The organism is Streptomyces sp. NPDC057638, assembly GCF_042800315.1.
Taxonomy (GTDB): Bacteria; Actinomycetota; Actinomycetes; order Streptomycetales; family Streptomycetaceae; genus Streptomyces.
Window position 1 is genome coordinate 1 of the sequence record NZ_JBHVHF010000103.1, and the last position, 23,889, is coordinate 23,889.

A 23,889-nucleotide genomic window follows, 5' to 3' on the forward strand; every position below is an offset into this window, starting at 1 on the left:
CAGAAGGGCGTCCAGGTTTGTCGTCACACACAAGCCAACGGGCGCCCTTCGCCATGGTCGCGGCCAGCACAAACATCGGACTCAATCATCTAGGGCTCCGGACGCGCCAAGGGCGGAGCGACGTCAGCCGCCCTCATGCCCCCTCGCATGCCGCCGCCGCAGCACCCGGCAGTCCACCGCCCGCGAGTGGTCCCCCACCCCCTCGGCCTCGCTCTCCGCGATCGTCAGTTCCCGGCAGACGGCGCAGTCGGGCGCGCCCGTGCTCCGCTCCTCGGTCATGCGTCCGCCTTCCCTCGCCGCGCCCGCAGGAGCCGCGCCTCCCTCACCCCGCGCACCGGCACCCCCCACCCCGTGAGCTGCTTCTTCAGCCACGCGTCACTCACCCCGAACTCGGCGGCGAGCGACTTCAGCGTCTCGCCATGGCGGTAGCGGGTCGTCAGGCTCTCGCGGGAGGAGAGGACGCGGGCGCGGGCGTCTCTGTTGCTGGACATGGCTACCTCTTCAGGAAGTGGGCGAGGACGATGAAGGGCCGGGGTCGCCGCCGTACGGGCGCCCGCTGCGGACAGATCGCGAAGGTGTAGCGGTCGGGGCCGTCCGGGATGACGACCGAGACGGCGACGCCCTGGTCGAGCCGGGCGCGGGCGGCCCGCTCCTCGTCGGGGGCGTCGCTCCACACCCGTATCTCCGTCGGGGCGTCGGGGACGGGTACACGGTCCGTACGCATCGCCGGGACCACCCACGGCGAGACGGCCGGGTCCGGGTCGAGCCGGTCCGCGACCCACCGGGCCTGCCGCTGGAGCCAGCGCAGCGCGTCATCCGGCGTCGCGGTCCGCTGGACGGCGAGGACGAAGGGCAGCACGGCCCCGCTGCCGTGGACGGGCCCCTCCACAAGGACGTAACAGAGGAACGAGGGATACGGGGGGTACGGCGTCGGCTCGCCGCTCACCAGGGCCCGCCCTCCTCAGACGCGGGCCGGAGCAGCCGCTCCCACTCAGTCTCCTGCCGTGCCTGGCGCGCCTCGGCGACCAGGTCCCGGCTCCACTCATCGACGCACTCGGCGTCCCAGCGCAGCCGCAGCAGCTCGAACCCGAGCCCCAGCCGGTCCTCGGCGGCCCCGAGTGCGAGCGTCAGCCAGACCCATAACCGCCTCACCGGTCCCACCGCCGGTGGTTGTACTCCCGGACACGTGCGCGCAGCGAGCGCAGGAGGGGGGACTCGGTGTCCGGCGGGCGCCCGTCGGGGGCCTGGTCGGGCGGTTCGGCCGGACCGTCGTGGTCAGGGGCCGATTCATCGTCCATATCCGTGTCAACTTCCGTCGGATCGACCGTCCCGGGCCACTGGCGCGGCCATGGGACCTTCCGACGGATCACCGTGCCGGAACGGACAAACGGGGTTTTGCACCCCCAGTTGCAAAACCCCGTTCCGCTTACCCCGTCAGACGCCGACCCACTGCGCGAAGTGCGCGACGCTGCCGCCGCGCGAGCGCTCCCGCTTACGGAGCTGGACGATGACCTCACGGACCTGAGGGTGGAAACGGGTCTGCTCGGGCGCGTTCTTCTGCGCCTTCAGCAGACGGTCGAATGCCTCCTCGTTCCTGCCCGTCCAGAGGTAGGAACGGGCCATGTCCATATGGACGTAGGCCATTCTGTTGGACGGCCACTGATCCGAAACGTTCAGAGACTCGCCTACCTTGAGCGCCTCCGCGTGCTGGTTCCGGTCCGCGAAAGCCGCGATCCTGTACGCGGCCAAGTTGGTTGGGCCAAAGGCGAACCAATGGATACCTCGGTCTCGGTGTCCGATCGCCCCGCGCGACGGCTCTTCGAACGCCGTGGACCCAAGCCAACGCGCGGGGATGGCCTCCCCTGTCCGGACCGCAAGTGAAGAGGCGTCTCGGAAGTGCTCCTCCGCCGCTTCCGCGTTCCCTGTCCGCGCCTCCAGCAACCCTGCGATCAGATGGATCTGTCCCAGTGTCGCCTCACGCTCGAGCCCTACCTCTGCATATTCAAGATCACCTTCGCCTAGCGCTCGGAACCGTAACCCAGTACGGAACTCACCAGCCCGCATACAGGCGGTTGCGGCCAGGTACTTCACCATCGCCGACAGCATTGGATCACCGGACCGAGCCGCCGCGTACTCAGCGCGATTCACCGCGATGACGGAGAGGTCATGGAATCCGTAGCGCGACGCGATGCTGTACGCCACCCAGTCCAGCATCACCAGCACGGCCCACGCACGCGATTCATCCGACTCATGTGCGATGGCTATCACTTCGCTCATCAGGGCGGGCAGGTCCACCGCAGCAGTGCGGTTGTCCGTGGCCTGGATGGGCTGACAGATACGGTCCCGCTCGGCGGAGAGCTCTTCCAGCGATCTGGGCCGCACCACCGGATCATGTCCCAGATTGTGGAAGTTCAGCACCTCCCGGATGGGCTGTATCACCCGGTCCGTATGGTCTTTGCGCAGCTCGTTGAGGTACGGCTGGCCCAGCAGGTCGGCGGGCGGAACGCTCAGCGCTCTCGCGCACGCGGCCACGAATTCCGGGGAAGCCGGTTTCTGACCGACCTCCACTTTCGACAGCAACGACATCGAGATGTTGGCCCGCATCGCCAGACCCTGCTGGGTGAGTCCACGGCGTTTGCGTAGTTCGGCGATCCGGGCCCCGATGAACCGCTCAGATGACTCGGCCATGGTCGGCACTCCGTTCTGAGTCTCGGTACCGCCACGGTACCCAGACCCTGTGCGCCCTGCGCGCACCTTGATGAACGGTTGCCCTGCCCGAGGCCACCCGGGTCATGTGAGACCCCACACGGCAAGTCGCCGCCTCACACCCCTGAGCTACTTAACTTGATCAGGTAGTCCCCAGCCCCAGCGCTGACTCGCGCCGCCGCCCTCATCCCCCTCTTGTATCCTCGCCTCACTCTGACTCCCCCGTACCAAGTGGCCTCCGCCGACAGGGGCAACCCTCCACGACCGTCCGGTGAGCGCCGGTTCTGAGCCATCCTGGATCCCAACGGGTGTGAATGGCGTTTCCCGTGGCGAGTGGTGAGGCGGTTTACCTAGGCTGCCTCGGCATGAAGGGGTGGCCATCGGGGCCTGCCTCCACTGACGGGTGCGGGAGAACAGCCGGTGTACCGCAACGACGAGTACGGCAAGTTGGTGCGGGATCGCATTCCGCAGATCATCCGTGAGAACGGGTCCGATCCCGTCACATATATCGCAGGACCGGAGGAGTACCGCAACCGCCTGCGGGACAAGCTCGGCGAGGAGATCGCCGAGTTTCTGGCGGCCGACGATGCCAAGGCGCCGGAGGAACTCGCGGATGTTCTGGAGGTCGTACACGCGATTGCCGCGGACCTGGGCATCGACACGCACCAGTTGGAGAAGATCCGCGAGGACAAGGCGAATAAGCGGGGCGGCTTCGCGGGCCGGATCGTCTGGACCGGAAACGACTGACTGCATCGGGGAGAATTCGTACGGGGCTTCTTGTACAACTGCCCATGTGACCGGGTGCGATCGTTGGTAAGTGGCTTCTTGCGCCAAGCCACAGCCGACCGGGGACGCTCACCCGTACGTCTTACGCCGTCGGCTTGGTCAGAACGGCATGGCAGCCCCCGGGCAGCGGAAGCACCGGAGCGCCTTCGGCCGACTGCAGTCCGGCCCGGCGGGCAAGGGCGCTGATCTCGCTCGGGGAGATACCCCGCTGGAAGGTCCCTTTGGACCGATTGGACCAGAATCCGTCGTGATGGCTTCTCCAGCCGCCAGCTGCGGCAGCCTTGGTGATCTCCTCGGGAGAACGGGTGACCACCACGACATACCCGCCAGGGCGGGCGAAGGACGCCGCGTCCTTGAGGGCCTGGATCCGCTGCCAGGGATCGGCGAGCACGTTGAGGACGAACACTGAGGTGACCAGGTCAAACCCGGACCGTTCGGGACGGGGCCAGCCGAAGTCGTCGTGCGGGTCGAAGCCCTCGGCGTCAAGACCCGCCGAACGATAGTGGGCAACGTCGGCGCCGCGACCGCAGCCGTGGTCCAAGACGCTGTGGAGGCCGAACGGACCGGCTATGTACTCGGTCACGGTCCTGGAGGCCGGGGAGGGCATCTGGCGGCTCATCGCGGTCTTATGGGGCTGGTGCTCATGCGTGAACGGGGCGGCGGCGGGGCCGACGCCAGTCAGCTCGCGCAGTGTGAAGAGCACGTCGTCCGGCTCAGCCGTCTGAGGGGAGAGGGGCAGGTCGATCAGCAGCGCGGAGTGGTCGGTGAAGGCCGCTGGGCCGCTTCGCACCGAGGCATCCACAGTAACGGCGGTCGTCGCTGCCAGATGGTCGCTGAGCAGCGCGAGGTCGCAGCGGAAGCGGCTGGGCTTACCGTTGAAGCTCCGTTCGAAGGTGAAGACGGGAGGCACCTCGTTGGCGGTGGTGTCGATCAGGCCCGCGACCAGCTTGAGCTGGTGCAGAGCCTGCCGTTCCGCCTCGGTGGTGAAGGCGCTGGGTTCTTCACCGAACAGGCCGTCCGCAGGGCGGGGAGCGAGGTTGAAGTCCCCGCAGACCAGCAGCGGACGCCCCTCCTCTGCGAACGCCATCGCAGCGAGTTCGGTCAGTTGGGCGACCCGAGTGGCACCACCGTAGGCGTCGAGATGCACCTGGAGAATGAGAAGCCACTCCAGCTCAACCCGTTGAACCCAGGGGGCGGAGACCGAAACGGTCGGCGGGGCGAGGTCCTCGCTGACCCAGACGGCCAGATGGCCGTCCCCGCCGACGAACACGAAGCCGTTCAGGATCGGCGGAGTCCGGTCGGTTGGCTTGAACGGCTCTTGCGCAACCAACACTCTGACGCCGTGCTCACGGAGCCAGACAGCGAGGTTCGAACGGGCACCGGTGGCGCCGAGACGCTTGTTGAGGTTGACCGAGGCCAGCAGCACGAGGCTCCTCCAGAACGGAAACTACAGAGGCAGGGGTCTTCCGGACGCGGCTTCGTCGCGGAAGGCGTCCCACAGGATGTTCAGCGGGTGAGAGGCGTCATACGTCTCGCGTTCCCCCTTGCGAGCGAAGACGCCGGATACCAGCTGGAGCATGGGGTCGAAGTCGTCGGCGAAGTCGACGAGCCGGAAGTCCTCACCGGTGGGTAGCCGCCCGTCGACGGCGGCCTCGCCGATGGAGCGAGCACACAGCATGCATCCATAGGTCATGTGGGACCGCAGCAAAGCGAGTCCGTAGTAGATGTCGTCGATCTCGGCAACGATCTGCAGCTGCGAGCGGAAGTCGGGCCCATACCAGCGCTCGACGAAGTCGGTGATCACTCCGCGTGAGGGGATCACCAGCGGCAGACTTCTCAGCCTTTCCACACCGACGGTCCTAGCCGCGAGCTCACGCACCGGCAGGTTCGTCAGCAGGGCCAGGCCCTCGCGATGCCATTCAAGGAAGTCATACTCGGGGGCGACCCGGTCGGCGGAGGCGTCGGCCGCGAGCCCGCCGCACAGCAGGTCGACCTGGTTGGAGTCCAGGCGCTTCCAGAAGTCGCGGGTCCGCACATGCACAACCTTCAGCTCGACCTCCCGCTCCAGCAGCTGCGGGGCGACCCGCTCCCACACGCGGCCCACGAAGCCGAGGGTGAACTCAGTCGTCCCCACTGTCAGCGTCGCTCCGAGCCGACGGCGGGAGTCGGCAATGCCTTGCAGCCAGTCCGCGAAGGTCGCTCGCGCCCGCTCGACGACCTCCAGCCCGGTCGGGGTGAACAGGAAGTCCCTGCCGCGCCCCTGCTTGACAACCAGTACTTCGCCGACCAGGGACAGAAAATTCCGGTTGAGAATATCGAGTTGCTTCTGGACGCTGGATTGCTCCCGCCCCAGCACCCTCGCCGCGGCCAGCGCGGTTCCCGCCTCTCGCACCACGATCAGCGTCCGAAGCTGGTCCCAGGTCAGATCCAAGAGGTCCGGGGAACACGAGATCAGATCAGCGCGGAACCCCTCCGGCCCCGGCACCTTCAACGGCCCGGACGGTAACGACGGCACGACGACATCCCTCCCTCAAACGGCCCAACCCAGCTTGCACTGTCCGCACGGTCAGCAGAACTGAACTGCACCGCATTTCACCCCAAGAAAACCTTTAAATGTCCAGTCGGACATAGGGGTATCGCGGACTGTCTCGGGGAACATTTCAGCAGCCGCCTTCGATCCGAAAGGCGATGGCCACAGCTCGATCCGCACCCGGGGGTGAGTCATGCTCTCAGCCGCGTCAATCAACTGGCTGATCAGGCACGATGCTCTGGAGTGGTCCGGGCCATTCCGCAATGACGCACTGCTGTTGACGCTCGGCTCGCCGCTGCAGCCACTGACTGGTACGAGCACGCAGGTAATCGACTTAGCCGACCAGTCGAGCATCGACGGCCTCTACGGCGAGCCAATATCCGACTGGACGAGCTACGAGATGAACCCCGGCGAGGTGCTGCTGGCTTCAGTTGAACGGCCGCTGCGGCTCGGCGCCGGAGTGATGGGCTTGATCGGCGGGCTGAGCCATTTGGCCCGCGTTGGCCTGGCCATCCACGTCACCAGCCCGTTCGTATTACCAGGCTGGCACGGGCACCTGACGCTGGAGATGGTCAACACCGGCCCCGCCGTCCTGCGACTGCACCACGGCATGCCACTGGGACGTCTACTCGTCTTCGCCCTGGACGGCCCTCGCTCAGGAGATGCCGCACCTCACGCCTTCTACGGCCGCGAGTCCGACCTGAAGAGCCGATACGCCGATGAGTTCCCCACCAAAACGATTCAGAGGTGATCGTGATGGACTGCCAGTTCTGCACCGAGTTCGCCGCAGGGAGCACGACCCGGATCATCACCAGTACTACCGGCGGCTGGGTGCTGCTGCCGACCATCGGGGCCCTCACACCGGGCTACTGCCTGTTCATGCCGCTGCGCCACCTAGACTCCGCCGCCGACCTCACTACCACCGACCTCGCCCGGGTCGCCGAGGAGGTCGAGCAGATGCGCACGCTGATCCAGGCACGCTACGGGTCAGCGATCCTGGCCGAACACGGCCCGCGCGACTGCGAGATGGGTGCCTCCTGCTGCGACCACTGCCACCTGCACCTGATCCCCGTCCCTGACCCGGACCAGATCACCGCCGCCTACGAGGAGACCGGCAGCCACGGCCTGCAGCTCACCTCCATGGCCGACCTCCCTGCTGCCGCGGAAGGCTCTTACCTCTATCTCTCACCGAGGCCCGGTGAGCACTACTGCTGGCCCTCTGCCGGCTTCGCCCGCCAGTTCGTACGCCGGGTCTGCGCGGACCAGCTCGGCATCCGCGATCTCTACGACTGGCGCGACCACCCCTTTACCGAGAATCACGACCGCACGTTCGCCGAACTCTCCGCCGACCTGAACCTCACGGACGCTGCCTGAGTCAAGAGGGGAACGCTGCGATGACGACATACCTTCCCCGTCCGTTACACGCACTGACCGCCGCCGAACTAGAAGCGGCGGCCAAGGACCGACGTTGGCCGAAGTGGCAGACGATGGCCCTGCTGCATTCGCTGAGACTTCCCGTGCTCAACGCATGCCTTGTTCGGCCCTGCGACAGCGCGGCTACCCTGCGTGCCGCCGCCCACGCGCTGGCCACCGCCATCAGCGCCAGGACGCTGATGATCCGCTCGGACGGCGGGGTGGAGAAGGCGCAGTACTACCGCGGCGGCAACACTTTCCCCACTGAGGAGATCGGCCCCCGGGCAGCCAGGCTGCTTTCCGACGGACGGGCAGTGATCCTCGCAGAGCCCACCAATCGCTTCACCAACCGCCTCACCGTCCTGGTCCGCATGGAGCGGCCCGGCCCCGGCCGCCTCGGTTCACTGACCCTGGAAGCCCTTGGACCCGGCTACGACGTCGCGGACCTGACACGCGGGCACATTCCGCCGCAGGTCACTGCTCACCTCGACGATGTCGACTTCACCCACTATCAGCCACCCCGCTGGCACGAGTGGAAGTTCACCGGGGATCAATGCCCTGGTGGCGAGGACATCCGCCGCACCCGCCGCCTTGAACGACTCGCCTCCCAGACCCTCACCGACGGCGGCCACCTCAACGGCGAAGTTGGCTCTGAGCATGCCGAAATCTGGCTACGACAACGCGGATACCTGCACCTGTTCGGACCGCAGCCGACCCGCGCAGCCCTGGCCAGACGCGCCCGCCAGCTGTTCGAGGACGCCTTCTCTCTCGCCCGGTCCCAGCCGAACCGGAACTGGCATTGCCTGGCCTCAGCGTTCTCCGTCTTCGCGGAACCCCGCACCACCTATTGGGACCTGGTTGATGGCGTACACAAGTACGCCGCGACGGCACCGGCCGCTGCCCGACCTGAGAAGCGGACCGCATGAGTACTCCACCGATCTACCTTGATCACCAGGCCACGACCCCGCTCGCCAAGGGCGTTCTGGAGGCGATGCTGCCGTTCCTCATCAGTGAGCACGGCAACCCCTCAAGCTCGCACATCTACGGACGCACCGCCGCGCGGGCAATCCGCGCCGCGCGCGGGCAAGTCAGGGACCTGGTCGGCGCCAAGAGCGAGCTGGAGATCGTCTTCACCTCCGGGGCTACCGAGGCCAACCACCTCGCGATCGTCGGTGTCGCCCTGGCAGCCCGCCCCACAGGCGGGCACATCGTCACCACTGTGATCGAACACAAGTCCGTCCTCGCTGCCTGCCAACGGCTTGTCGACCACCACGGCTACAGCCTCACTCGCGTCGGCGTCGATGGGTACGGTCGCGTCGACCCCGCCGAGGTCGCCGCCGCCCTCACCGCGAACACTGTTCTCGTCTCAGTGATGCACTCCAACAACGAGATCGGCACTCTGCAACGGCTTGCGGCCATCGCTGAGATCACGGCCCCACGTGGCATCGCCCTGCACACCGACGCTGCCCAGAGCGCCGACTGCGGACTCCTTGATGTCGCCGAACTCAGAGTCGACCTCGCGTCTCTGTCCGCCCACAAACTCCACGGCCCCAAGGGCATCGGAGCCCTCTACATCCGAGCTGGTACACGCATCACTGCCCAACAGACCGGCGGCGGACAAGAACGGGGCCTGCGGGCCGGTACCCCCAACGTACCTGCCATCGTCGGCTTCGGTTCAGCGGCCCACCTCATCACCAGCGACGCCATCCCGCCACCGACCCGCATCCGAGCCCTGCGTGACCGGCTCCAAGACCACCTCCTCACCTCGATCCCAGGCACCACCGTGAACGGTCACCCGATCCGACGACTGCCCGGAAACCTCAGCCTGACTCTCCCCGGCATCGAGGCCACGGACCTCCTCAACCGACTCACCGGCATCGCCGCCTCCACAGGCTCGGCGTGCAACACCGGAAGCGGCGAACCCTCCCACGTCCTCACCGCGATCGGCCTCACCCGTGATCAGGCCCGAGCGACCCTCCGGCTCAGCATCGGCCGCACCACCACGAGGGCCGACATCGACCATGCCGCCGACCTCATCACCCGCACCACCCACGCCCTGACGCCTGATCCCACCAGCGCGGCTTAACCCGCGACCCGAATCAGGCTGCCCACGCGAATAGATCTCCTGAGTCTGGCCGGGCGGCCTCACTCTCCTGAGATGGGATGACTTACATCCTCTGTGCTCGCACTCGGCGGCGCATCCGCGCCCATCACTGCCTCGACCTGATCGCCCGGCATCGTCAGGGCACCCAGGAAAGAGTCAGCCCCCATGCCCCCTCTCATGCCGCCTTCGCAGAAGGTCACCGCTGACCAGGTCTCCGCCGCCCACCCGGCAGTGCGCGCCGGGGCTCAGCGGATCGTGGAGGAGTACGAGCGGGGGGACTCCCTCGAAGTGGTCTGCGCCCATGACGCCGACAAGTTGGAGTGTCTGCTCCAGGCGGTGGAGTACCGGGAGCAGGGGTGCTCGAACGTTCAGGGCTGGATCGACTCCAGCCTGACGCACCTGAAGACGGCGTCCGCGCAGGAGCTCGCCGAGGCGGCGCTGAGCATGACGTCCGTGGAGTGGCAGCAGACCTATCTGCCGTGAGGCGCCCCCCAGGAGAGAGCGCCCCTCCCCTCCGTACCGACGACACGGGACGCTAGCGTCAGCCACGGCCAGCGGCACGGCGATGACGGGGGTGGACGGGGATGGCCAAGCGGGCGGGGCGGGACGGGCGGTCGCGGGGGGAGATGATGCGGCGGCGGGCGCGGGCGCAGTTCGTGGGGCGGCGGGAGCAGTTGTCGTTGTTCGCGGACAATCTGGCCCGGGATCCCGACGCGGAGGAGCATCCGGCGGAGTTCCTGTTCCATGTCCGTGGGGTCGGCGGGGTCGGCAAGTCGACGCTGCTGCGGCAGTGGCGGGAGAGCGCGCGGCGGGCGGGCGCGCTGACCGCCGTCGTGGACGAGAGCGACGCGCACGGGGTGCTGCCCGCGATGGCGGAGCTGATCCGCCAGCTCGCCGCGCACGCCGGGCCGCTGAAGGAGTTCGACCGCGCGGCCGAGCAGTACCAGCGCGATCTGGAGGCCGCCACCGAGCCCCTGCCCGGCGATGTCCCGCAGGACATGGCGCCGTCGATGTCCAGCCGGGTCGTCGCCCAGGCCGCCCTCGGCGCCGCGTCCCTGATACCGGCCGTGGGGGTGGCCACCGCGATGGCCAGCCCCGACGCCGCCGCCCAGGGTCTGGACCGGCTCCGGTCGGGCGCGCGCACCCGGCGGGGCCGGGGCGCGGACACCGGGGGTGTCAGCCGGGCCTTCGTGGCGGAACTCGCCCGGCTCGGCGAGCGCCATCCGTGGGTCGTCCTCTTCTTCGACACCTGGGAGCAGACCAGCCGTTCCCTGGACGCCTGGCTGCGGACGCTCCTCCAGGACGGGTTCGGGCCGTTCCCCACCAATGTGATCGTCGTCCTGGCCGGGCGGGACGCGCTGGACGAGCGCGCGTGGGCCCCGTTCCAGCCGTATGTGACGGATGTGCCGCTGGAGGTGTTCACCGAGGCCGAGACCCGTGCGCTGCTGGCGGCCCGGGGCATCACCGATCCGGAGGTCACCGAGGCGGTGCTGCGGCTGTCGATGGGGCTGCCGCTGCTCGTCGCCCTGCTGGCGCTCGCCCAGCCCGGCACGGCCGTGGCCGTCGGTGCCGACGGGGACTTGGTCGACACCGCCGTCGAACGGTTCGTGCAGTGGATCACCGACCCGGTCCAGCGCGCCACCGTCCTGGCCTGCGCGCTCGCGCCGCAGCTCAACGCGGACATCTTCACCGCCGCCGCGCCCCCGGAGGCCGGGGGGCTGTGGGAGTGGCTCTGCGGGCAGCCCTTCGTCACCGGGCACGGTGACTTCAAGCGGTACCACCCGGTGGTGCGGGCGAGCATGGTCCGCCAGCGGCGCGCCCACTCACCCCAGGGGTGGGCCGCCGCCCATCTCGCTCTCGCCGAGGGCCACGCCGCCTGGCGTGCCACCATCGCGGGGACGCTTCCGCCACGGCGGCGGTGGGACGACGCGCGGTGGCGCCGCCATCGGGCCGACGAGACGTACCACCGGCTCTGCGCCCACCCGGCGGCCGAGCTGCCCGCCGCGCTGGAAGGGGCGGTGTGGGCCGCCGGGCAGGGCTTCGCCGCCCTGCGCCAGTGGACCGACATGCTGGACCAGGCGGCGCGTGACACCGCTGACGCGGATCTCCAGGGCTGGGCGGACCGGCTCCGTACGGCCCTTTCGGGTGGGGACGGACCCGTCCTGGGCGCCCTGACGGCGCTCCTCACCCATGGCGCCCTGAGCCCCACCGCCCGCGCCCGCGCCCACGCCGAGCGGGGCTGGCACCTCTACGACGGGGAGGACGACGAGGAGGCGCTCGCCGAGCTGGACCGGGCCGTCGCCCTCGATCCGGACAACGCCGACGCCCGGACCTACCGGGGTGAAGTGCACCGCTGGCTGGGCCACCTGGACGAGGCGATCACGGACTTCACCACCGCCCTCGGCATCGACCCCGACCAGGCCAACGCCCTCGCCGCCCGAGGGGAGGCGCATCGGCGCGCGGACCGGTACGACGAGGCCATCACCGATCTGACCGCCGCCCTGGAGCTGCGCCCCGACGACGCCTGGGCCCTCGCCTCCCGAGGACAGGCACACCGCCAGAACGGCGACTACGACCAGGCCATCGCCGACCTCACCGCCGCCGTCGACCTCAATCCCGGCTACGCCTGGGCCGTGGCCGGGCGCGGCGAGACACACCGGCTGGCGGGCCGGTACGACCAGGCCATCACCGACTTCACCACCGCCATCGGCCTCAAACCCGAGTACGCCTGGGCCCTCGCCTCCCGAGGACAGGCACACCGCCAGAACGGCGACTACGACCAGGCCATCGCCGACCTCACCGCCGCCGTCGACATCAGTCCCGGTTTCACCTGGGCCCTGGCGGAGCGCGGCGAGGCACACCGGCTGGCGGGCCGGTACGACCAGGCCATCACCGACTTCACCACCGCCATCGGCCGCCCCGTGGAGAACGTCTGGGCCCTCGGCTCCCGAGGACAGGCCCTGGCGCAGATGGGGCGCTACGACGAGGCCGTCGCCGATCTGACGGCCTGCCTGGAGCTGCGCCCCGACTACGGCTGGGCCCTCTTCTCCCGGGGCGAGGCGCACCGGCTGGCCGGGCGGCCTGACGACGCCATCACCGACTTCACCGCCGCGCTGGCGCTCGACCCCCATGAGGTGATGGCCCGGTACTACCGGGGTGTCGCACACCGGCAGACGCGGCGGTTCGGGCTCGCGCGTGAGGACTTCGAACGGGTCGGCGCGGCGGAGGGGGACACGTCCGGACTCCTCCTCGACCTGCTGCTGCTCGATACGGTCGAGTCCGGGTTCGACGCCTGCGCCGCACGGTGGACGGAGTTCCTCACCGGCACGGTGTCGACGCCGGCCGACGTCAACGCGCCGCTCGCGGCGCTCCTTCGCGTCCTGCTGCTCGAACCCGAGGGCCTGCCGCTTGAGGAGGCCGTCGACCGCTTCTACGCCGGTGAACCGGACGAGGACGTCGTCTGGGAGACGCCCGCCGTCCTGGCGGAGCTGGCCGCCCTGGACAACAGCCCGCTGGCGCGGCGCGCCCTGCGCTGCCACCGGTTGGTCACCGGGCATCCGGCTCATCCGCGCCCGGTGTGAGCGGCGCGCCCGGTGTGAGCGGCGCGCCCGGTGTGAGCGGCGCGCCCGGTGTGAGCGGCGCGCCCGGGGCGCGCCGAGCGCGGAACCCGATGGGCGGATGACGTGTGCGCCGTCCACGCACACCGCCGCAAACCTCCACCCGGCAGGGGTTGCGCGGACGCGACATGCCGTACCCATCCGGTTAACCGATCGGGCGCCATGCGTCAAGGAGCCCTCGGGCGCCGGGGATCGACCAGCCGTCCCAGAGGAGTGATGTCCGGATGCGAAGCATTGACACCCAAGGACGACAACCTCTGATCCGAAGGCTATTCCCCCCGGTCAGGCGCATTTTCCATATCCTCGACATCGTCATACAAGCGCATTTTGTAACCCTCAGGAGTGATTCGCACGGTCGGGGACTTTCGGCGTGGCGTGGCGCCTGGTGTGCTCTGGACGACCCGCCATCGGGCGGGCCATCCACCACCGCACGGACGTGTTCCCCGTGTGTGGAATGTGAAGGAGTGCACCATGAACCGCATGTCGAGGACGAGGGCCTTCACGGCCCTCGCGAGCGCCGTCGGCGCCGCCGTCCTGACCCTCGGCGCGACCGCCGCCCCGGCCCAGTCCGCCCCGGCCGGGACCGACGCCCCGGCCACGGCCACCGCGCCCGCGCTGCCCGCCGGTGCCGTCGCCCTGCCGGGCGGGGCGCGGGGGCCGGAGCAGTGTCCGGACGGGAAGATGTGTTTCTGGGAGGGAGCGAACTACTCCGGCGCGGGCTGGTACATGAACAAGCCCTCCAACGGTCTGCAGTGCCAGAACGCCCAGGCGTCGGGGGCCGCCGCGCCCCGCAGCGCCTACAACCGGACCAACGGGAACATGGCCATGTACCGGGGCGGCGCCTGCTTCGGCGTCTGGCAGATCGGCGTCCTCAGCCCCGGCTACGCGTTCGCCGACGTCAACCCGAACCGCATCTACGCCTGGAACTGGACCCTGTGACCGTCCGGACGTTCCTCTGATGAATCCGTCCGGATCCGCGCACTGACGACCCGGACACCCCCCGCCCCGGCTCTCCCGGTACGGGGACCGGTGCGGCGGCCATGAGCCCGCGACCCCTTCCCGTGGGCCTCCCCTGTTCCGCCGCACCGACCGGCCGTTGGACCACTCCACCCCGGTCCCGGCCCCACGAAGCCTCCGCCGCTCGGCCTGCCGCTCGCACGCGTCAGGCTGACGCCGGAGGCTTCGCTGGCTCCGCGCTCCGCGATCGCGGTGCGCTCAGCACACACGTCGATGAACGGATGACGTGCCCACCTTCCAGGCGGAGTACCGGAAACCCCCACCCACCGGGGGTTTCGCCCGCCGAAAGGTGTGCCGCACCCCTCGGGTTGGGCAGATCGGTCGGCATGCAACAACGCGTAGTCAGCAGCACCACCGCCCAGCTCCAGCGGCTCCTGCCCCACGGGGCCGTGATCACCGGTCTCGCCGCGCTCGCCCTGCGGCACCTCTCCTCCGCGCCCTCACTCCCCGGGTTCGACCGGATCGACGCCCTGTTGCCCGGGGCGCGGCGGTCCCGGCGCCGCGAGGTGGTGGTGACGGCCCGGGGGCTCGCCGAGGCGGTGGGGAGGATCGGGGATCCGGCGATCGTACGGAAGTTGCTGACGGCGGCGGTACGGAACGGACACTGCGAGCCGTCCGAGGTCATCGCCGCGCTGAGCCGGGCGCGGCTGCTGGACCGGCCCGGGATGGCGGAGGCCGTGGACGGGGTACTCGCGGAGGGGCGGGCGCGGGCGGAGCGGGCGCTGTACGAGGTCGTACGGGCGGAGGGGCTGCCCGAGCCGTTCTGGGACGTGGAGTTGCGGGTACCCGGGGGCCCGCTGGTGGGGCGGGTGGACGCGTACTGGGAGGCGCAGGGGGTCGCGGTGGAGCTGGACACCCGGGCGCCGCGCCGGGGGGCGGGCGAGGACGAGCAGTGGGGGCGGTGCGCCCGGCGACGGGAGCGGATGGAGGCGCTGGGGATCACCGTCGTCCATATGACGCCGGGGAAGCTGCGGGAGGCACCGGAGCAGCAGGCGGTGGTGATCCGGGTGGCGCTGGCCGCGTCCGAGGACCGGCCGCCGGTCTCCCCGCTGGTGATCGCCCCCGGGTGAGGGCGGCCCGTGCCCTGGTGCGTGCGGACCAGGGCACGGGTTCCCTGTGGTCAGCCGCAGAACTCCGCTTCCACGACGGTCCGGGTGTCCCCCGCCCAGTCGCCGTTGAGGTTGGCGGTCAGGCTGTGCCGCCCGTCGCGGGTGGCGACCGCCATGGACTCCGAGCCGTGGATCCCGCCCGCGTGACCCCAGACCTCCGTGCCGCAGCCGGTCTTCGCGGACATGATGCCGAGCCCGTACGCCATCCCGGGCATCGAGGGCGGGGCGATGGTCGTCGTCATGGCGTTGAGCTGCTCGCGGGGCAGGAGCTTGCCGCGCAGCAGGGCGGCGAGGAAGGTGTGCAGGTCCTTGGTGTCGGAGATCATTCCGCCGCCCGCTCCGGCCAGGGACGGGTTGAACTCGGTGACGTCGTGGACCGTGGTGGCGGCGGGGTCCGGGGAGAGCTTGGAGTAGCCACGGCTGGCGGGGCCCGGGACGGTCGGGGAGGTGAAGGGTACGGAGGTGGCCCGGAGCTTCAGCGGGCGCACGATCCGGCGCTCGATCTCCGCCTCGTACGACCGGCCGGTCACCTTCTCGATGACCATCCCGGCGAGGTTGTAGTTGGTGTTGGAGTACTTCCAGGAGGTACCGGGGGCGAAGTCCGGCTGGTGCTTCATCGCGACGGCGACGATGTCACGGGCCTGCCAGGTGTCATAGCGGTGCTGGAGGAAGCGCTCGGTGAAGAGCATCTCCTGGATCTCGGGGGCGGCGGAGTAGTTGTAGACGCCGCTGGTGTGGTTGAGGAGCTGGCGGACGGTGATCCGGCGGCCGTCATGGCCGTTGCCCCGGACCACGCCCGGGAGCCACCGTTCCACCGTGTCATCGAGGTCCAGCCGCCGCTCCGCCTCCAGCTGGAGCAGCACCGTCGCCACGAACGTCTTGGTGATCGAGCCGATCCGGAAGCGGTCGTTCTTGGCCCGTGGGGTGCCGGTCTCCCGGTCGCCCACACCGGCCGTGCCCGCCCAGACACCGTGCCGGTCCTGGGCGCGGGCGATGGCACCCGGCGCGCCCTCGGCCACCGCGCGCTCCAGCGACCGCTGGGTCGCCGTATGCCCGGCGGCCGGGGCCGGGGCGGCGACGGCGGCGGGGGCCACCAGCGCACCCGTGGCGAGCGCGGCGACCGCCGCCGCCAGGGTGACACGAACCCGGACCGGTCCTGCTGACTTGGCTGACATGGCGACTCCTCATCCCCGTCGTCCGGCACCCGGGTGACCGAAGTGATCACCGTGCCGCGTACGCCGGAAGGGACTCCACCGCTTGGCCGGAACGTTGAGTCCCGTGGACGGATTGGGGTGTTTTCCGGCCACTCCGCAACGGTGTTCCGAACGCCCGACGGGAGTGGGATCTCACTGTTCAGCGGTCTGGTGAGCCCACGGTCCCCCGAGTCCGGGGCGGACGGACGTTGGCGGATTGCCATCGGAGACGACCTCGCGGGAAATCTCGCGCATACCAGAGCATGCTTTCACTGTGTCCTCAACGACCCGTATCACCGTCACCCTGCCCAGCGATCAGGTGGCCGAGCTCCGCAAGCTCACGGACAATGTCTCCGGCTACGTGGCGGAGGCCGTGGCCCGCCAGATCCGACACCAGCTCCTGGGGGACGATCTGCGCCGGTACGAAGAAGAGCACGGCCGTTTCAGCGACGAGGAACTGGCCGAGGCCCACTCGAAGATCTTCGGGGCCGCCGACTCCGCCAAGGACGCGGACGCCGCATGAGCGAGCGCGTCGAGACCATCGTCCTGGACTCGGAAGGGCTGTCCGCCTGGGTCGCGCAGGACCGTGAGTTCCTCGCGCTCCTGCGGGTGTTTCACACCATGGGGGCCGATGTGGTGATCGGGGCGAACACCATCGTGGAAGTCAGCCACTCCCGCATCAACATCCCACGCCTGAACTGGGCCCTGTCCCGCGTCAGGGTGGAGCCGGTCACGGAACAGACGGCGAAGGCGGCGGCGGAACTCCTCAAGGAGGCCGGGCCGCATGGGCACGAATACGCCATCGACGCCACCGTGGCCGAGGTCGCGCTGCGCCAGCCGGGACCGGTGGCCCTGCTGACCTCCGACGGCGACGACATGACCAGACTGTGCGGCAGTCAGGTTCGGGTCGTCACGCTCTGACCCATCAACCCACGTCACGGGGGTGGACCGTGGCACGTCCAGACGGGGCCGCCACAGACGCTTCGTCGCCGCCGACGGCCTTTCCGAGGGGAAAGCGGACCACCTCAGCCTCGCCCTTCCCGCACCCGGGATCCATGGCTCCCGCGATTCCCCGAGTGGCGGTCCCGCTCTCAGGGGCGACAGGGCCCGCCCAAGCCGGGACGTACCGAAAACCACCTGTGTGAGGCGACCGGCGGATCAGGATGGATCCATGATGCTTCGCAAGCCGACCGCCGCGATGGCCAGCATCGGCGTCTCGCGTACACACATCGCGATCCAGGAAGAGCTGGGCTGGCTGTTCCGTGAGCAGCCGACGGAGGATTACGGCATCGACGCGCACGCCGAAGTCGTTGACGGGGAGCAGGTCAGAGGCAGACTGCTCGCCTTGCAGATCAAGAGCGGCCCCAGCTGGTTCAGGGAACACGGGCCGGGCGGCTGGTGGTTCCGGCCGGACGCCGAACACGTGAGCTACTGGACCCATCACTCCTTGCCCGTCGTGGTAGTTCTCTATCACCCGGAGGAAGAGCGCTGCTATTGGCAGCTCATCCATCGCGAGACGCTCATCAGAACCTCTGGAGGGGGCTGGAAGCTGCTGGTTCCCGACACCCAGATACTCGACCGGAGCGCGGCGGCGGCTCTCAGCGGGGCCGCCGAGGGCGACCCCTATACGCTGCGCCTTCGCGACCTGCGTCTGGCGCGGCCCTGGATGAGAATGCTGGCCGAGGGTACGCGACTGGTGATCGACATCGAGGAGTGGGTCAACAAGTCGTCAGGCCGGGGCTCCATCGCCTTGGGTGTGGACAACGAGGACGGCAACGATCCTGAGCGACTCGCCGACTGGACCGTTTTCCTCGGGCTGTCCGATTACACCGAAGTGGTTCCGAAGCTGTTCGCCTGGGCACAGGTGAGCCTGCACGCCGAGACCTACGAAGACGCCGAATATGACGACTATCCATACGATCGCGATGACTGGGGCGTCCTGCATCCCTACCGGAACGGCGCGGGCGAGGTCGACTTCTACCGGCTGGAGCTCACACTCAACGATCTGGGCCGCGCCTTCCTCCTGGTCGATCAATTCGCCTCGGAAGGGACGCGGCAATTGACCGCGCGGTGATCCCGTGGTCCGGCCTCCGCGCAGGCGCGCCACGTGAGAGGCGGAATCAGCCGGAGCCCACCAGGTGACGAGCGCCGCGGTGACGTCCAGCGCGTACCGCGGCTGCTCGCTCCGCCTCGGGGGCCCGAACGGAAGCGCGGCGAAGGGGGCCTCCGGAGGGCCCCCTCCAGAAGCCTCCCCGCCCCTTTCGTCAGGCCGGCGGCAGCGTTAGCCGCAGAACTCCGCCTCCACCACCAGCCCCGCCGTGCGGCCCCACTCCGCGTTGTAGTTCAGGCTCAGGGTGTGGGAGCCGTCGCGGGTCGACACCGCGCCGGAGAGCGAGCCGAGGATCTCGCCCGAGTGGCCCCATACCTTCGTACCGCAGCTCAGTTCGCGGACCTGGAGGCCCAGGCCATAGCCCCGGCGGGGGTCCCCCGGCACCGGGACGGTGGTCGTCATCGCGTTGAGCTGCTCGCGCGGCAGGAGCTTGCCGCGCAGCAGGGCCGTGAGGAAGGTGTGCAGGTCCTTGGTGTCGGAGATCATCTCCCCGGAGGCACCGGCCAGGGACGGGTTGAACTCGGTGACGTCGTGGACCGTGGTGGCGGCGGGGTCCGGGGAGAGCCTGGAGTAGGCGCGGCCGGAGGGGCCGGGGACGGTCACGGACGTACGGGGGACGGAGGTGGCCCGCAGTTTCAGCGGGCGCAGGATCCGGCGCTCGATCTCCGAGGCGTAGGAGCGGCCGGTCGCCTTCTCGATGACCAGGCCCGCCAGCAGGTAGTTGGTGTTGGAGTACCGCCAGGAGGCGCCGGGGGCGAAGTACGGTGGGTGCTTCATCGCGACGGCCACCGCGTCGCGGGACTCCCAGGTGTCGTACCGGTGGGCGAAGAACGCCTCGCTGCTGAAGCGGAGCTTTATCAGTTCCGGGTCGAAGAGGTAGTCGAAGACGCCGCTGGTGTGGTTGAGGAGCTGGCGGAGGGTGATCTGACGGCCGTCATGGCCGTTGCCCCGGACCACGCCCGGAAGCCATGTCTCCACCGTGTCATCGAGGTCCAGCCGCCGCTCCGCCTCCAGCTGGAGCAGCACCGTCGCCACGAACGGCTTGGTGATGGAGGCCACGCGGAAGCGGTCGTCCTTGGTCCGGGGAGCGCCGGTCGCGCGGTCTCCGACACCCACCGTGGCCGTCCAGACGCCGTCGCGGTCCTGGGCGCGGGCGATGGCGCCCGGTACCCCCTCGGCCACGGCGCGCTCCAGCGCGCGCTGGGTGGCCGCGTGGCCGGTGGTGGGGGCCGGGGCGGCGACGGCGGGGGCCACCAGCGCACCCGTGGCGAGCGCGGCGACCGCCGCCATCAGGGTGAGGCGCGTGGGAACCGTTCCCGCCGGCCTGCGAACCGTTCCTGCTGACATCTCGTCTCCTCGCTGGGGAGTGGGGTGGTCGGGCCGGGTCCCGGCCGTCCGGATCCGGGTGGCCCGCCGTCACGCCGGATCGCGTCACGGCCCGCCGTCACGCGGAATCGCGCCGCCCAACGGGCGAGGGGCGCCCGCCGAGCCGGGGGCGCCCGTCGGGTGAGGGGCGCCCCCGCCGGGTGAGGGGCGTCCGCCGCCCCGCGCCCCGCCGGTCCCGACCGCGCGGAGAGCGGAACTCCACCAGAACTCCAGACGGACCCGAGAGGCCCGTGTGACGTGTGGGACTCCATCCCCCTCCCCGAACGTTGCCCCGCCTCCCCCGCCACCGCGCACTCTCGGCCATTCCGCAACGGCGTCCCACCCATCCGATGACCGAAGTCCACCGTCCAATCGGTCGGTTACTCCCTGTTTGTCCGTCGTGGCGCATTGCACGCGGTGGCGGATTACTGCCATGGGCACATCACATCTTCGTCAACCCTCCACAAACCCCCTCCCCATACGAAAGGCTGAGCGGTCATCCGGCACCGAAATCCGGACTGACGCTTTATCAAGCCTCACCAGGGAAACCGTCTCTTTCACCCACAGGGATGCTGATGACCCCCGATTCCCCCCGCTCGATAACCGGGCGCACCGTGGCGGGCAGACGTGCGATGCGCGTCGCGGCCGCCGCGTCGATGGTGACCGCGCTGGTGGCCACCGCCGCCGTACCGGCGTTCGCCGCCCCCGCTCCGCTCGGCGACCCGAACGGCGCGCTCAAGACGTCCGCGTCGAAGAAGCTCGGCGCGGCCGACGAGGAGCGACTCGCCGAGGCCGAGGCCAAGGGCGAGAAGGCCGTCACCTTCATGGTCGCGACCGCCCCCGGAGCGACCGAGCAGGTCACCGCCCAGATCGAGGCCGTGGACGGCGCGTTCGTGGGCCAGCGGTACGACAAGCTCGGCTATGTGCGGGCCACCGTGCCCACCGCGAAGGCCGAGTCCGTGCTGACGGCCGCGACCAAGCTCTCCAGCGTCCGCGCGATCGACCTCAAGCACGAGGTCGTACGGGAGGACCCCACCCCGGGCACCGGCGTGTCCAAGGGCGCCGCGCGCACCGCGAAGAAGGTCGCCGCCGTCGCGCCGGACAAGAACACGCCCGCCAGGAACCACTACAACCCCTCCTTCGAGACGGGCGCGGTCGACTTCGTCAAGCAGAACCCGAAGTACGACGGCCGCGGGGTGACCATCGGCATCCTGGACTCCGGTGTGGACATCGCCCACCCGGCGCTCCAGAAGACCACCACCGGCGAGCGCAAGATCGTCGACTGGGTGACGGCGACCGACCCGGTCCTGGACCCGGACGCCACCTGGCGGCCCATGGTGACCAAGGTGACCGGCCCCTCCTTCACCGCGGGCGGGCGCACCTACAAGGCGCCCAAGGGCAACTGGAACTTCAACACCTTCGCCGAGCGCGCCACCCTCGGTGGCGACATGAACGGCGACCTCAACCGTGACGGTGACATCACCGACACCTGGGGCCTGCTGTACGACCCGACCACGCTCACCGTCCGGGTCGACCTCGACAACAACGGCGACTTCACCAACGACACGGTGATGAAGCCGTACAAGAGCGGCTTCCAGGTCGGCTACTTCGGCAAGGACAACCCGGCCACCCCGGTCGCCGAGCGGATCCCGTTCACGATCGAGGTCCGCCAGGACGTCAAGCTGAACCCGCGCGAGACCGTCAGCGCCGTCGCCGACTTCGTCAACATCGGCATCATCGAGGGCGCGCACGGCTCGCACGTCGCCGGTATCACCGCCGCCAACGGCCTCTTCGGCGGCGCGATGGACGGTGCCGCGCCCGGTGCCAAGCTGGTCTCCTCGCGCGCCTGCAACTGGTCCGGCGGCTGCACCTCCACCGCGCTCTTCGAGGGCCTGGCGGACCTGGTGATCAACCGGAACGTCGACATCGTCAACATCTCCATCGGCGGACTGCCCGCGCTCAACGACGGCAACAACGCCCGCGCGGAGCTGTACAACCGGCTGATCGACATCTACGGCGTCCAGCTGGTGATCTCCGCGGGCAACGACGGCCCCGGCACCAACACCATCGGCGACCCCGGCGTCGCCGACAAGGCGATCTCCGTCGGCGCCTCCATCACCAAGGACACCTGGGCCGCCAACTACGGCTCGGTCGTCACCAAGAAGAACGCCATGCTCCCCTTCTCCTCGCGCGGCCCGCGTGAGGACGGCGGCTTCACCCCGACGATCACCGCGCCCGGCGCCGCGATCAACACCACCCAGACCTGGTCCAACGGCGGCCCGGTCGCCGAGGCGGGCTACGCCCTGCCCCCGGGCTACTCGATGCTCCAGGGCACCTCGATGTCCTCGCCGCAGACCGCGGGCGCGGGCGCGCTGCTGCTCTCCGCGGCCAAGCAGCGGAAGATCGACCTCACCCCGGCCAACCTGCGCACCGCGCTGACCAGCACCGCGAACAAGATCCCCGGTGTGAAGGCGCATGAGCAGGGCTCGGGCATGGTCGACGTCATCGACGCCTGGGACTCCATCCGCAACGGCGTCACGGCACACGAGTACACCGTCAAGGCCCCCGTCGACACCGCGATCGACTTCGCGCTGAAGACCCCGGGCTTCGGTACCGGCCTGTACGACCGCGAGGGCGGTCTGGAGGCGGGCTCGTCCCGTACGTACGACATCACCGTCACCCGGACCACCGGTCCCAAGGGCGCGGTCTGGCACAACCTGTCGTGGAAGTACAACGACGGCACCACCTTCCGGCTGCTGAACGGCGACCGGGTGCGGCTGCCGCTGAACCAGCCCGTCACCGTCACCGTGCAGGCGCGGCCGAAGACGGCCGGGGTGCACAGCGGGATCCTCCAGGTCGACGACCCGCGCACCGAGGGCACCGACAAGCAGATCCTCTCCACCGTCATCGTCTCCACCCCGCTGGGTGAGCCGGGCTACTCCTTCACCGACACCGGCTCGGTGCAGCGCAACAGCCACAAGTCGTACTTCCTGACCGTGCCCCCGGGCACCAAGACCCTTGAGGTCGCGCTCGGCGGGCTCGCGGCGAACAGCCAGACCCGCTTCATCTCCATCCACCCGTACGGGACGCAGATGGAGGACAGCTCCACCATCTTCTGCTACCCGAACTTCAACCACCCGCTGAACACCTGCCGTCCCGACCTGCGCTCGTACGTCAACCCGACGCCGGGCGTCTGGGAGATCGAGGTCGAGTCGCGGCGTACCTCGCCGCTGCTGGACAACCCGTACACGCTGGACGTGTCGCTGCTCGGCGCCGAGTTCGACCCGGCCGTGCGCACCCTGCCCGAGGCCAAGGTCGGCACCCCCGCCCCGGTCGAGTGGACCGTGACCAACAAGGCCGCCGCGATCGAGGGCAAGCTGGCGGGCGGCAACCTCGGCTCGGCCAACGTCGAGCGCCCCAAGGTGACCACGTCCAACAAGATCCTTGAGCGGACCGTCACCATCGGTGAGGGCGTCGAGCGCCTCGACGTCGTCATCGGCAACACCTCCGACCCCGCCGCCGACCTGGACCTCTCCGTCCTGCGCGGCAGCGCCGTCGTCGGCTCCTCCGCCGACGGCGACTCCGAGGAGTCGGTGACCCTGAACAAGCCCGCCGCGGGCACCTACCGGATCGTCGTGGACGGCTACGCCCTCCCCAACGGCTCGACCGACTTCGACTACCGCGATGTCTTCTTCTCCTCCACCCTCGGTGAGGTGAAGGTCGACTCCGCCACCCCGGTGTCGCTGGCTCCGGGCGCGTCGGCGACGGTCGCCGGCCAGGTCGTGGCCGCGGGTCTCGCGCCGGAGGGCCGTCAGCTCTTCGGTGAGGTCCGGGTCCTGAACGCGCGCGGCACCACCGCGGGCGCGGGCAGCGTGGCCATCACCAAGGTCATCCCGTAACCCTCCCGCTCCACCGAAAGGGGTGGGTGCCCTCCCGGGC

General features: G+C 69.6%; 22 protein-coding genes and 1 pseudogene. 13 read left to right on the forward strand and 10 right to left on the reverse strand.

The features are described 5' to 3' along the window. Positions 1-123: 123 nt before the first annotated feature. The 6 genes from ACFVIM_RS16350 to ACFVIM_RS16375 all read right to left on the reverse strand — a co-directional run bounded on the left by ACFVIM_RS16350 (position 124) and on the right by ACFVIM_RS16375 (position 2,688). Complete coding sequence (locus ACFVIM_RS16350; RefSeq protein WP_384301613.1) at positions 124-279, reverse strand: hypothetical protein; 156 nt, start codon at positions 277-279, stop codon at positions 124-126. Further along, positions 276-491 carry a hypothetical protein gene (locus ACFVIM_RS16355; RefSeq protein ID WP_384301615.1) on the reverse strand — a complete coding sequence of 72 codons (216 nt, stop codon included), beginning with the start codon at positions 489-491 and terminating at the stop codon, positions 276-278. The genes ACFVIM_RS16350 and ACFVIM_RS16355 overlap by 4 nt, the downstream gene beginning before the upstream one ends. A gap of 2 nt (positions 492-493) precedes the next feature. Continuing rightward, complete coding sequence (locus tag ACFVIM_RS16360) at positions 494-946, reverse strand: hypothetical protein (protein WP_384301616.1); 453 nt, start codon at positions 944-946, stop codon at positions 494-496. After that, complete coding sequence (locus ACFVIM_RS16365) at positions 943-1,152, reverse strand: hypothetical protein (protein ID WP_384301617.1); 210 nt, start codon at positions 1,150-1,152, stop codon at positions 943-945. The genes ACFVIM_RS16360 and ACFVIM_RS16365 overlap by 4 nt, the downstream gene beginning before the upstream one ends. Next, the gene (locus tag ACFVIM_RS16370) at positions 1,149-1,298 is read right to left on the reverse strand and encodes a hypothetical protein (RefSeq protein ID WP_384301619.1); all 150 of its coding nucleotides are present in this window, start codon (positions 1,296-1,298) and stop codon (positions 1,149-1,151) included. The genes ACFVIM_RS16365 and ACFVIM_RS16370 overlap by 4 nt, the downstream gene beginning before the upstream one ends. Before the next feature lie 136 nt (positions 1,299-1,434). Beyond that, positions 1,435-2,688: a helix-turn-helix domain-containing protein gene (locus tag ACFVIM_RS16375; RefSeq protein ID WP_384301621.1), complete on the reverse strand. Its 1,254-nt coding sequence runs from the start codon at positions 2,686-2,688 to the stop codon at positions 1,435-1,437. A 438-nt stretch (positions 2,689-3,126) separates the two neighbouring features. Between ACFVIM_RS16375 and ACFVIM_RS16380 the strand changes: the two genes are divergently transcribed. After that, positions 3,127-3,453: a hypothetical protein gene (locus ACFVIM_RS16380; protein ID WP_384301623.1), complete on the forward strand. Its 327-nt coding sequence runs from the start codon at positions 3,127-3,129 to the stop codon at positions 3,451-3,453. Positions 3,454-3,574: 121 nt separating this feature from the next. Here the strand turns inward: ACFVIM_RS16380 and ACFVIM_RS16385 are convergent, their stop codons facing one another. Both ACFVIM_RS16385 and ACFVIM_RS16390 read right to left on the reverse strand, forming a co-directional pair. Next, entirely contained in the window at positions 3,575-4,918 is a 1,344-nt protein-coding gene (locus ACFVIM_RS16385) for a methyltransferase domain-containing protein (protein WP_384301624.1), read from the reverse strand. 21 nt (positions 4,919-4,939) lie between these two features. Then, positions 4,940-6,007 carry a LysR family transcriptional regulator gene (locus ACFVIM_RS16390; RefSeq protein WP_384301625.1) on the reverse strand — a complete coding sequence of 356 codons (1,068 nt, stop codon included), beginning with the start codon at positions 6,005-6,007 and terminating at the stop codon, positions 4,940-4,942. Between the two features lie 208 nt (positions 6,008-6,215). Here ACFVIM_RS16390 and ACFVIM_RS16395 point away from each other — a divergent pair, with 208 nt between their 5' ends. From ACFVIM_RS16395 to ACFVIM_RS16430, 8 genes and pseudogenes are all read left to right on the forward strand, one after another. Continuing rightward, a complete protein-coding gene (locus ACFVIM_RS16395; RefSeq protein ID WP_384301627.1) occupies positions 6,216-6,773 on the forward strand; it encodes a hypothetical protein in 558 nt (185 codons plus the stop codon). A 5-nt stretch (positions 6,774-6,778) separates the two neighbouring features. Beyond that, the gene (locus tag ACFVIM_RS16400) at positions 6,779-7,396 is read left to right on the forward strand and encodes a hypothetical protein (protein ID WP_384301643.1); all 618 of its coding nucleotides are present in this window, start codon (positions 6,779-6,781) and stop codon (positions 7,394-7,396) included. A 20-nt stretch (positions 7,397-7,416) separates the two neighbouring features. Beyond that, the gene (locus tag ACFVIM_RS16405) at positions 7,417-8,361 is read left to right on the forward strand and encodes a hypothetical protein (RefSeq protein ID WP_384301628.1); all 945 of its coding nucleotides are present in this window, start codon (positions 7,417-7,419) and stop codon (positions 8,359-8,361) included. Beyond that, on the forward strand, positions 8,358-9,521 hold the full coding sequence (locus ACFVIM_RS16410) for a cysteine desulfurase family protein (RefSeq protein ID WP_384301629.1): 1,164 nt from the start codon (positions 8,358-8,360) through the stop codon (positions 9,519-9,521). Before ACFVIM_RS16405 ends, ACFVIM_RS16410 begins: the two co-directional genes overlap by 4 nt. A gap of 204 nt (positions 9,522-9,725) precedes the next feature. Further along, positions 9,726-10,022: pseudogene (locus ACFVIM_RS16415) on the forward strand (HD domain-containing protein); the annotation flags it as partial. A gap of 101 nt (positions 10,023-10,123) precedes the next feature. Continuing rightward, positions 10,124-13,120, forward strand: coding sequence for a tetratricopeptide repeat protein (locus tag ACFVIM_RS16420; protein WP_384301631.1), 2,997 nt, complete (start codon positions 10,124-10,126; stop codon positions 13,118-13,120). Positions 13,121-13,636: 516 nt separating this feature from the next. Further along, entirely contained in the window at positions 13,637-14,095 is a 459-nt protein-coding gene (locus ACFVIM_RS16425; RefSeq protein WP_384301632.1) for a peptidase inhibitor family I36 protein, read from the forward strand. Positions 14,096-14,499: 404 nt separating this feature from the next. After that, a complete protein-coding gene (locus ACFVIM_RS16430; protein WP_384301633.1) occupies positions 14,500-15,243 on the forward strand; it encodes a hypothetical protein in 744 nt (247 codons plus the stop codon). A gap of 50 nt (positions 15,244-15,293) precedes the next feature. On the opposite strand, the gene ACFVIM_RS16435 is transcribed toward ACFVIM_RS16430, so the two are convergent. Continuing rightward, a complete protein-coding gene (locus ACFVIM_RS16435) occupies positions 15,294-16,457 on the reverse strand; it encodes a serine hydrolase domain-containing protein (protein WP_384301635.1) in 1,164 nt (387 codons plus the stop codon). Positions 16,458-16,749: 292 nt separating this feature from the next. On the opposite strand from ACFVIM_RS16435, the gene ACFVIM_RS16440 reads away from it, so the two are divergent. The 3 genes from ACFVIM_RS16440 to ACFVIM_RS16450 all read left to right on the forward strand — a co-directional run bounded on the left by ACFVIM_RS16440 (position 16,750) and on the right by ACFVIM_RS16450 (position 18,549). Then, positions 16,750-16,998 carry a hypothetical protein gene (locus ACFVIM_RS16440; RefSeq protein ID WP_384301636.1) on the forward strand — a complete coding sequence of 83 codons (249 nt, stop codon included), beginning with the start codon at positions 16,750-16,752 and terminating at the stop codon, positions 16,996-16,998. Further along, complete coding sequence (locus ACFVIM_RS16445; protein ID WP_384301638.1) at positions 16,995-17,396, forward strand: DNA-binding protein; 402 nt, start codon at positions 16,995-16,997, stop codon at positions 17,394-17,396. Before ACFVIM_RS16440 ends, ACFVIM_RS16445 begins: the two co-directional genes overlap by 4 nt. Before the next feature lie 250 nt (positions 17,397-17,646). Next, entirely contained in the window at positions 17,647-18,549 is a 903-nt protein-coding gene (locus tag ACFVIM_RS16450; RefSeq protein ID WP_384301639.1) for a DUF4365 domain-containing protein, read from the forward strand. A 207-nt stretch (positions 18,550-18,756) separates the two neighbouring features. Here ACFVIM_RS16450 and ACFVIM_RS16455 read toward each other — a convergent pair whose 3' ends face one another. Then, on the reverse strand, positions 18,757-19,932 hold the full coding sequence (locus ACFVIM_RS16455; protein WP_384301640.1) for a serine hydrolase domain-containing protein: 1,176 nt from the start codon (positions 19,930-19,932) through the stop codon (positions 18,757-18,759). A 587-nt stretch (positions 19,933-20,519) separates the two neighbouring features. On the opposite strand from ACFVIM_RS16455, the gene ACFVIM_RS16460 reads away from it, so the two are divergent. Next, on the forward strand, positions 20,520-23,849 hold the full coding sequence (locus tag ACFVIM_RS16460; protein ID WP_384301642.1) for a S8 family serine peptidase: 3,330 nt from the start codon (positions 20,520-20,522) through the stop codon (positions 23,847-23,849). Positions 23,850-23,889 lie beyond the last annotated feature (40 nt).

What these genes read in the sequence shown, in the direction of transcription:
- ACFVIM_RS16350 (WP_384301613.1), bottom strand. Translation starts at nt 279, where the DNA reads ATGACCGAGGAGCGGAGCACGGGCGCGCCCGACTGCGCCGTCTGCCGG.
- ACFVIM_RS16355 (WP_384301615.1), bottom strand. Translation starts at nt 491, where the DNA reads ATGTCCAGCAACAGAGACGCCCGCGCCCGCGTCCTCTCCTCCCGCGAG.
- ACFVIM_RS16370 (WP_384301619.1), bottom strand. Translation starts at nt 1,298, where the DNA reads ATGGACGATGAATCGGCCCCTGACCACGACGGTCCGGCCGAACCGCCC.
- ACFVIM_RS16375 (WP_384301621.1), bottom strand. Translation starts at nt 2,688, where the DNA reads ATGGCCGAGTCATCTGAGCGGTTCATCGGGGCCCGGATCGCCGAACTA.
- ACFVIM_RS16395 (WP_384301627.1), top strand. Translation starts at nt 6,216, where the DNA reads ATGCTCTCAGCCGCGTCAATCAACTGGCTGATCAGGCACGATGCTCTG.
- ACFVIM_RS16400 (WP_384301643.1), top strand. Translation starts at nt 6,779, where the DNA reads ATGGACTGCCAGTTCTGCACCGAGTTCGCCGCAGGGAGCACGACCCGG.
- ACFVIM_RS16405 (WP_384301628.1), top strand. Translation starts at nt 7,417, where the DNA reads ATGACGACATACCTTCCCCGTCCGTTACACGCACTGACCGCCGCCGAA.
- ACFVIM_RS16410 (WP_384301629.1), top strand. Translation starts at nt 8,358, where the DNA reads ATGAGTACTCCACCGATCTACCTTGATCACCAGGCCACGACCCCGCTC.
- ACFVIM_RS16420 (WP_384301631.1), top strand. Translation starts at nt 10,124, where the DNA reads ATGGCCAAGCGGGCGGGGCGGGACGGGCGGTCGCGGGGGGAGATGATG.
- ACFVIM_RS16425 (WP_384301632.1), top strand. Translation starts at nt 13,637, where the DNA reads ATGTCGAGGACGAGGGCCTTCACGGCCCTCGCGAGCGCCGTCGGCGCC.
- ACFVIM_RS16430 (WP_384301633.1), top strand. Translation starts at nt 14,500, where the DNA reads ATGCAACAACGCGTAGTCAGCAGCACCACCGCCCAGCTCCAGCGGCTC.
- ACFVIM_RS16435 (WP_384301635.1), bottom strand. Translation starts at nt 16,457, where the DNA reads ATGTCAGCCAAGTCAGCAGGACCGGTCCGGGTTCGTGTCACCCTGGCG.
- ACFVIM_RS16445 (WP_384301638.1), top strand. Translation starts at nt 16,995, where the DNA reads ATGAGCGAGCGCGTCGAGACCATCGTCCTGGACTCGGAAGGGCTGTCC.
- ACFVIM_RS16450 (WP_384301639.1), top strand. Translation starts at nt 17,647, where the DNA reads ATGATGCTTCGCAAGCCGACCGCCGCGATGGCCAGCATCGGCGTCTCG.
- ACFVIM_RS16455 (WP_384301640.1), bottom strand. Translation starts at nt 19,932, where the DNA reads ATGTCAGCAGGAACGGTTCGCAGGCCGGCGGGAACGGTTCCCACGCGC.
- ACFVIM_RS16460 (WP_384301642.1), top strand. Translation starts at nt 20,520, where the DNA reads ATGCTGATGACCCCCGATTCCCCCCGCTCGATAACCGGGCGCACCGTG.